The organism is Phenylobacterium sp., assembly GCF_036723115.1.
Lineage (GTDB): Bacteria > Pseudomonadota > Alphaproteobacteria > Caulobacterales > Caulobacteraceae > Phenylobacterium.
Map to the genome: position 1 here is coordinate 1 of NZ_DAIMHV010000149.1, position 6,423 is coordinate 6,423.

Annotated in this window: 7 protein-coding genes; 3 read left to right on the forward strand and 4 right to left on the reverse strand. The window is 69.8% G+C overall.

Features of this window, described 5'->3' with window-relative positions:
• On the reverse strand, positions 1-269 hold a 269-nt coding region (locus V7D28_RS12840), incomplete at its 3' end, for an FAD-dependent monooxygenase (RefSeq protein WP_333587778.1).
• A 170-nt stretch (positions 270-439) separates the two neighbouring features.
• On the opposite strand from V7D28_RS12840, the gene V7D28_RS12845 reads away from it, so the two are divergent.
• The 3 genes from V7D28_RS12845 to V7D28_RS12855 are packed head-to-tail and all read left to right on the forward strand — an operon-like array spanning position 440 to position 3,825.
• Positions 440-1,549, forward strand: coding sequence for an HlyD family secretion protein (locus V7D28_RS12845; protein WP_333587779.1), 1,110 nt, complete (start codon positions 440-442; stop codon positions 1,547-1,549).
• A 9-nt stretch (positions 1,550-1,558) separates the two neighbouring features.
• A complete protein-coding gene (locus V7D28_RS12850; protein WP_333587780.1) occupies positions 1,559-3,214 on the forward strand; it encodes a DHA2 family efflux MFS transporter permease subunit in 1,656 nt (551 codons plus the stop codon).
• Positions 3,214-3,825: a TetR/AcrR family transcriptional regulator gene (locus V7D28_RS12855; RefSeq protein WP_333587781.1), complete on the forward strand. Its 612-nt coding sequence runs from the start codon at positions 3,214-3,216 to the stop codon at positions 3,823-3,825. The genes V7D28_RS12850 and V7D28_RS12855 overlap by 1 nt, the downstream gene beginning before the upstream one ends.
• A 29-nt stretch (positions 3,826-3,854) precedes the next feature.
• On the opposite strand, the gene V7D28_RS12860 is transcribed toward V7D28_RS12855, so the two are convergent.
• The 3 genes from V7D28_RS12860 to fabA form a co-directional block, all read right to left on the reverse strand.
• Entirely contained in the window at positions 3,855-4,667 is an 813-nt protein-coding gene (locus tag V7D28_RS12860) for an enoyl-ACP reductase FabI (RefSeq protein WP_333587782.1), read from the reverse strand.
• A gap of 71 nt (positions 4,668-4,738) precedes the next feature.
• Entirely contained in the window at positions 4,739-5,953 is a 1,215-nt protein-coding gene (gene fabB / locus V7D28_RS12865) for a beta-ketoacyl-ACP synthase I (protein ID WP_333587783.1), read from the reverse strand.
• Between the two features lie 20 nt (positions 5,954-5,973).
• On the reverse strand, positions 5,974-6,423 hold a 450-nt coding region (gene fabA, locus V7D28_RS12870), incomplete at its 5' end, for a 3-hydroxyacyl-[acyl-carrier-protein] dehydratase FabA (RefSeq protein WP_333587784.1).

Below are 6,423 nucleotides of genomic sequence, written 5' to 3' on the forward strand. Positions count from 1 at the left end.
CCGGGGGTCCGGCCGTCGGTGACCAGAATCTGCTCGATGGGCTGGGCGTGGGGCGCCAGGGCCTCGCCGACCCCCAGGGCGCGCCACTGCCGGAAGGCGGCATAGGCGATGGCCGAGGCGCGGCCGTCAAAGGTGGGCGCCAGCTGGGTTTCGAACGGCGCCGGGTCGATCAGGACCGGGTTCAGTCCGCCCTGGCGCAGGGCCAGGGCCAGGGTGGCGCCGGCGATGCCCGCCCCTGCGATGATCACGTCAGGCTCGTGGATGTCCATGCTGCAGATATGCGCGCGTGGTCCCCCTGCGTCCAGAGCGGGGCGGGAGGCGCCGCGCCCGCCTCAGCGATTTGGACTTTCGCGTCCATTTTTCGATTGCGCGGGGCGTTCGCCGGGTCTAGCGGTCGGAATGGACCGATGAGTCCATTTTTCCTCCTGCGAGTGGCGTCATGGCGTTCCGAGACATGCTGGGCGGTCTGCCCCGGAAGCCCGTGCCTCTGATCGCCGCCGGCGTGGTCCTGGCGGTGGGGGTTTTCGGCGTGACCTGGTGGATGGGTCGCCAGGCCTTCGAGACCACCGACAACGCCTTCGTCCAGGCCGATACGGTGGCTGTCGCCCCCCAGATCGACGGCTATGTGACCGAGGTGCTGGTCAGCGACAATGCGGTGGTCGCCGCCGGCCAGGTGCTGGCCCGCATCGACGCGGCGGCCATCGAAGCCAAGCTCGCCCAGGCCGAGGCCAACGCCCAGGCCCTGGAGGCCGCCGTGCGGGCGGTGGACGACAAGGCCCGGCTGGAGGAAGCGATGATCGCTCAGAGGGCCGCCGGCCTCGACAGCGCCCGGGCCGAGGCGCAACTGGCCCAGGCCGAGATGGACCGCTATGACCGCCTCTCCCGGGAGGGGTGGGTTTCAGCCCAGCGAGTGCAGACGGTCAAGGCCGGCGCCCGCCAGGCCCAGGCCGCGGTGGCCCAGGCCCAGGCCACCCTGGAGGCCGAGCGCCGCACGGCCGAGGCCCTGGGGTCGGCCAGGGCCCAGACCCTGGCCCAGGCGGCCGGCGCCCGCGCCTCTGTGGAACAGGCCAGGATCGATCTGTCGCGCACGGAGATTCGCGCGCCTGTGGCCGGCGTGGTGGGCGCAAGGGCCGTTCGTCCTGGCCAGTACGTCCGCCCCGGCGCGACCCTTATGAGCATCGTGCCCGTGGGCCAGGCCTATGTGGTGGCCAATTTCAAGGAGACCCAGGTGGCGCGCCTCTCCATCGGCCAGAGCGTGGAGATTCGCGCCGACGCCTTCGGCGGCCAGACGCTCACCGGCAGGATCGAGAGCTTCGCCCCGGCCACGGGGGCGGAGTTCGCCCTCATCCCGGTGGAGAACGCCGTGGGCAACTTCACCAAGATCGCCCAGCGACTGCCCGTGCGCATCGCCGTGGACGACGGCCAGTCCCTGGCCGGCGCCCTGCGTCCGGGGCTTTCGATCCAGGTGAAGGTGGACGTCCGCCAGACCCCGGGGCCGACCTTCGCCGAAGCCCTGGCCGCCCCGGGCCATCAGGCGCACGCCCGCTAGGGCGCGGCCATGAGCGACGAGGCCCTGGATCCCGCCGATCTGTCGCGAAGGGGCGCGGCCACCCCCAGCGTGGCCAGCGCGCCTGCGCCCGCAAGCGTCACCGGCCCCGACGGCGACGTGAACTGGCCCAAGTTGTTCCTGGGCTTCGGCGGCATGGTGGTCGGCTATTTCATGGCCGTCCTCGACATCCAGATCGTCGCGGCCTCGCTCAGCCAGATCCAGGCCGGGGTGGGCGCGAGCGCCGACCAGATCAGCTGGATCCAGACCATCTACCTCCTGGCTGAGGTGGTCATCATCCCGCTCACGGCCTATCTCACCCGCATGTTCGGGACGCGGCCGGTCTATGTGGTCGCCGCCTTCGCCTTCATCGTCACCTCGATCCTCACCGGCCTCTCCACCACGGTGGAGGTGATGATCTTCATGCGCGCCCTTCAGGGGCTGGCGGCCGGGGCCATGATCCCCTCGGTCTTCGCCACGGCCATGACCGTCTTTCCCCCCGACAAGCGCGTGACCGCCAATGTCATCGTGGGGCTGATCGTCACCCTGGCGCCCACCATCGGCCCGACCCTGGGCGGACACCTGACCGACAGCCTGGGCTGGCGCTGGCTGTTCTTCATCAACGTGCCCGCCGGCCTGCTCGTCATGTTCCTGGTGGGCCGCTACGCCGATTTCGACCGGGGCGATCCCTCCCTGGCCAAGGGGGTGGATTGGTCAGGCGTCGGCCTCATGACCGTCTTCCTGCTCTCCATGCAGTACGTCATCGAGGAAGGCGCCAAGGAGGGCTGGTTCGACGAGCCGCTGATCCTGTGGCTGGCCATCACCGCGGGCCTCACGGGGGCCGCCTTCATCTGGCGTCAGCTGACCTACGCCAAACCCATCGTCTCCCTGCGGCCCTTCCAGGACCGCAACTTCACCCTGGGCATGATCATGAACTTCGTGGCCGGGGCCAGCCTGTTCGGGGGCACCTTCATCCTGCCCCTGTTCCTGGGCCAGGTGCGCCACTATTCCGCCGCGGAGGTCGGCGCCACCATGCTGGTCTCGGGCCTCGTCATGTTCGTCTCCGCCCCTGTGGCCGGCCGCCTGGTGCGGGCCATGGACGCCCGCATTCCCATGATCATCGGTTTCGGCATGGCCGCCTATGGGGTGGGCCTGGGCGCTCGAGTCACCGAGGACTGGGGCTTCTGGCAGTTTGCGGGCCTGCAGGCCTGGCGCGGGGTGGGGGTGATGATCGCCATGATCGCCGCCCAGCAGATGAGCGTCTCCACCCTGCCGGCCTCGATGATGAAGGACGCCTCGGGCCTGGTGAACCTGATCCGCAACATCGGCGGCGCCGTGGGGCTGGCGGTGCTCACCACCATCCTCAGCCACCAGACCGCGGTGCACTTCGCCGACCTCAGCGCCGGGGTCAGCGCCGCCAGCCTGCAGAGCCAGGCCCTGCTGGAGGGCCTCACCGGCATGATGGAGGCCAGGGGCGTGTACGATCCCGAAGGGGCGGGCCGTAAGGCCTTCGCCGGCCTTCTGCACCGTCAGGCCCTGGTGCTGGCCTTCGGAGACGCCTTCTTCGTCCTGGCCGCCGGTTGCGCGGCGGCCGCGGTCCTGGCCATCTTCGCCGCCCCGGCCAAGGCGCCTGCGCCGCCCGCGCCGCCGGGCCAGGGAAAGTCCTGATGCCCCGCCTGCCCGGTCAGATCGACAAGGCCAAAAGCCGCGCCATTCTGGACGCCGCCGTCGTCGTTCTGGGGGAGGGGGGGCTCTCCACGCCCATGGACGAGATCGCCCGGCGGGCCGGGGTTTCCAAGCAGACCATCTACAATCACTTCGGCTCCAAGGCCGACCTGATCCGGGCCATTGTGGAGCGCCGGGTGGAGGAGATCGCCGCCCCCCTGGCCGCCCCCGGCGCCCATGACCACCCCGCCGAGGCCCTGGCGGGGTTTGGGCGGGTGATGATCGAAATGGTCCTGAGGCCCGGGGGGCGCTCGCTGCTGAAGACCACCGTCCAGGCCGCCGACGACCTGCCGGATCTGGCGCGGGCCTTTTATGAGGCTGGTCCCCGCACCTCGCGCCGGCGCCTGGCGGAGTTCCTGCGCGATGAAACCGCCGCCGGCCGGCTCAGCGTGCCCGACCCCGACGAGGCCGCGGAGTTCTTCGCCGGCATGGTGCTGGGCAGCCGCCAGATCGCCGGCCTGCTGGGGGTTCCGCGGGAGCTGGACGCCGCCGGCATCGACCGGCTGGCCCAGGAGGCGGCAAGACGCTTTCTGAAAGCCTACGCCCCGGACTGAGGCTCGACGGCCGAGGGCGAGGGTCGGCCTCAGCCTTCGTCGTCGGCGGCCAGGCCCATGATGTGGAAGCCGGCGTCCACATGCACCACCTCGCCGGTGGTGGAGCGGCCCAGGTCGGACATCAGCCAGAGCGCCGCCCCGGCCACCCCTTCCATGGAGGTGTCTTCCTTCATGGCCGACATGGCCCGGCCCTGGGCCAGCATGCTGCGGCCGCCGGAAATGCCGGCCAGGGAGAGGGTGCGCATGGCGCCGGCCGAGATGGCGTTGACCCGGATGCCCTTGGGCCCCAGGTCGCGGGCCGCATAGCGGGTGGCGGCCTCAAGCCCGGCCTTGGCCACGCCCATGGTGTTGTAGTTGGGGATGGCCCGCTCGGCGCCCAGATAGGTCATGCAGAGGATGGAGCCGCCCTTGGGCATCATGGCCGAGGCGCGTCTGGCGCAGTCCACGAAGGAGAAGACCGAGATGTCCATGGCCCGCAGGAAGCCCTCGCGGGTGGTGTTGTCCACGAAGGAGCCCTTCAGCTCGTCCTTGTTGGCGAAGGCGATGGAGTGGACGAAGAAGTCGATCTCCCCCAGGGCCTCGCCCACGGCGGCGAAGGCCGCGTCCATGGAGGCGTCGTCCTGGACGTCCACCGGGACCACGCTCTTGACGCCGATCTGGTCGGCCAGGGGCTGAACCCGGCGTTCCATGCCCGGCAGGTGCAGGAAGGCCATTTCCGCGCCCTGGGCGGCCAGCTGGGAGGCGATGCCCCAGGCGATGGACTGGTGGTTGGCGACCCCGGTCACCACCCCCTTCTTGCCCTTCATCAGCTCGCCCTTGGGCATGTCGTAGTCGTCGGCCATGGCTTCCTCGCCGGTTCTCTTGTGCGTTGCGCAGTCTTCGGCCCGCCCGGTCCGCCAGGCAAGGCGGGTCTTCAGTCGACCCGGGCCATCACCAGGCAGCCATTGGTGCCGCCGAAGCCGAAGCTGTTGGACATGACGGTTTCGAAGGCTCCGTCGCGGCGGGCCTGCAGGATGGGCATGTCGGCGAAGGCGGGATCGAGGGTCTCGATATGGGCGCTCTTGGCCATGAAGTCGTTGTTGAGCATCAGCAGGGAATAGATCGCCTCCTGCGCCCCGGCCGCCCCCAGGCTGTGCCCGGTGAGGGACTTGGTCGACGAGATGAAGGGCGCATCCTTGCCGAAGGCGTCGCGGACGGCCTGCATCTCCTTGACGTCGCCCACCGGCGTGGAGGTGCCGTGCGGGTTGAGGTAGTCGATCTTCCGACCCCCCAGGCCCTCCATGGCCAGCTGCATGCAGCGCACAGCGCCTTCGCCCGAGGGCGCCACCATGTCGAAGCCGTCGGAATTGGCGGCGTAGCCGATGATCTCGCCATAGATCTTGGCGCCCCGGGCCTTGGCGCGCTCCATCTCCTCCAGCACCACGATGCCGGCGCCGCCGGCGATGACGAACCCGTCGCGGGCCTCGTCATAGGCGCGGCTGGCCACGGCGGGGCGGTCGTTGAAGTTGGAGCTCATGGCGCCCATGGCGTCGAACAGCACCGACAGGGACCAGTCCAGCTCTTCGGTTCCGCCGGCGAACACGACGTCCTGCTTGCCCATCAGGATCTGCTCATAGGCCGAGCCGATGCAGTGGGTGGAGGTGGCGCAGGCCGAGGAGATGGAGAAGTTCAGCCCCCGGATCTTGAACCAGGTGGCGAGCGTGGCCGAAGCGCCGGAGCTCATGGCCTTGGGCACGGCGAAGGGGCCGATGCGCTTGGGGCCGCGGGTCCGGGCGGTCTCGGCCGCCTCGATGATCGCCTTGGTGGAGGGACCGCCGGAGCCGATGATCAGGCCGGTGCGGTCATGGCTCACCTCATCGGGGCCCAGGCCCGAATCGGCGATGGCCTGTTCCATGGCGATGTGGCCGAAGGCCGTGCCCTGGGCCAGGAAGCGGGCGGCGCGGCGGTCCACCAGGGACTCCCAGTCCACCCCCGGATCGCCGTGAACCTGGCTGCGGAAGCCCAGCTCGGCATACTCCGGCGCCGCGGTGATGCCCGAGCGGGCCTCGCGCAGGGAATCCAGAACCTCATCGGCGGTCTTGCCGATGGAGGAGACGATACCGATACCCGTGACGGCGACGCGGCGCATGTTCTCTCCCGTATCGGCGCTTAGCGTTGATAGAGGCCGACGCGCAGATCCTGCGCGGTGTAGATGACGTTCCCGTCGGCCTCGAGCACAGCGTCGCCGATGCCCATGACCAGTCGACGGTTGATCACCCGCTTCATCTCGACCTTGTAGGTGACTTTCTTGATGTCCTGGGTGACTTCGCCGGCGAACTTGACCTCGCCGCAGCCCAGGGCGCGGCCGCGCCCCTTGCCGCCGATCCAGCCCAGATAGAAGCCCACCAGCTGCCACATGGCGTCCAGGCCCAGGCTGCCCGGCATGACCGGGTCGCCGAGGAAGTGGCAGTCGAAGAACCACAGGCCCGGATGGATGTCGAACTCGGCCTCGATGTAGCCCTTGCCGTGGGCCCCGCCGTCGTCGTTGATCGTGGTGATGCGGTCGAACAGCAGCATCGGCGGCGCCGGCAGCTGGGCGTTGCCCGGGCCGAACATCTC

What these genes read in the sequence shown, in the direction of transcription:
- V7D28_RS12860 (WP_333587782.1), bottom strand. Translation starts at nt 4,667, where the DNA reads ATGGCCGACGACTACGACATGCCCAAGGGCGAGCTGATGAAGGGCAAG.
- V7D28_RS12845 (WP_333587779.1), top strand. Translation starts at nt 440, where the DNA reads ATGGCGTTCCGAGACATGCTGGGCGGTCTGCCCCGGAAGCCCGTGCCT.
- V7D28_RS12855 (WP_333587781.1), top strand. Translation starts at nt 3,214, where the DNA reads ATGCCCCGCCTGCCCGGTCAGATCGACAAGGCCAAAAGCCGCGCCATT.
- V7D28_RS12850 (WP_333587780.1), top strand. Translation starts at nt 1,559, where the DNA reads ATGAGCGACGAGGCCCTGGATCCCGCCGATCTGTCGCGAAGGGGCGCG.
- fabB (WP_333587783.1), bottom strand. Translation starts at nt 5,953, where the DNA reads ATGCGCCGCGTCGCCGTCACGGGTATCGGTATCGTCTCCTCCATCGGC.